The following is a 779-nucleotide window of genomic DNA, read 5'->3' on the forward strand; positions in this document are numbered from 1 at the left end:
AGTAGTGCTGCTGGTTGGTATTGGTGATGAAGGACGCCGTGGTATGCAGCGCCAGATCCCAGCTCATGCCCGCGATGCCGTCCGGATTCAGCGGCAGCCGCCCCTGCTGCATCAAAATCACCAGCACCAGGAGCGCAAGGACGACATGCAGCTTGAGCAGCGCCTTGCCGTAGGCTTTCCAATGCATGGGCGCCAGCGGATCAACGCCGATGGCGCGGTAAAGAACCCACTCGACCGGCCCGAACAGCCGATCAAGTGCGGTCGGTGTTGGCGAATAGATCGCCGCCAAGTAGCGTCCCAACGGCCAGGCCAATAACAGCGCGACCGCGTAGATGAGCAGGACCTCATTCATAGCTGGTCCTCCCATTCCACGAACAGAAAACACAGCCCGAACAGGGCCAAGAGAATCAGTGCGCCGATGATGCCCATGGCTAAAACCTCTCTGGCCGCAGCAGGGCGACCGACAGATAGACGAGCAACGCCAGCACGACGAACAGCAGGATGGCGTACACGATGTACCTCACTCAGCGTTGTTGACCAAGGCGGGTAAGGTTAGAGAGCGCGGGCGTAACAGCGCTAGGCACCGACCGGGGAAGCGCGTAACAAAGGCATACTATTTTGTCGGAGCGCGTCGTCGTCGCTTTTGCAAGCAGGCGCCCAAGGACTAGAATCGCCGCCATTCTTGGAATCACGACCCGCATAGCCACGATGTCAACACAACAAAAGCGCAGCTTCGCGGTGATCGGCCTTGGCACCTTCGGCACCACGGTCGCCTCCGA

Annotated in this window: 2 protein-coding genes; both read right to left on the reverse strand. The window is 59.8% G+C overall.

The annotated features are described in order from the left end of the window. The coding region (locus tag CKO42_RS26810) for a potassium-transporting ATPase subunit KdpA (RefSeq protein ID WP_200252858.1) at positions 1-352 on the reverse strand (352 nt) is incomplete at its 3' end. Positions 353-431: 79 nt separating this feature from the next. After that, positions 432-524: a K(+)-transporting ATPase subunit F gene (gene kdpF / locus CKO42_RS27805; RefSeq protein WP_200252863.1), complete on the reverse strand. Its 93-nt coding sequence runs from the start codon at positions 522-524 to the stop codon at positions 432-434. Positions 525-779 lie beyond the last annotated feature (255 nt).

Origin of the sequence: Lamprobacter modestohalophilus (assembly GCF_016583905.1) — a bacterium.
GTDB lineage: Bacteria > Pseudomonadota > Gammaproteobacteria > Chromatiales > Chromatiaceae > Lamprobacter > Lamprobacter modestohalophilus.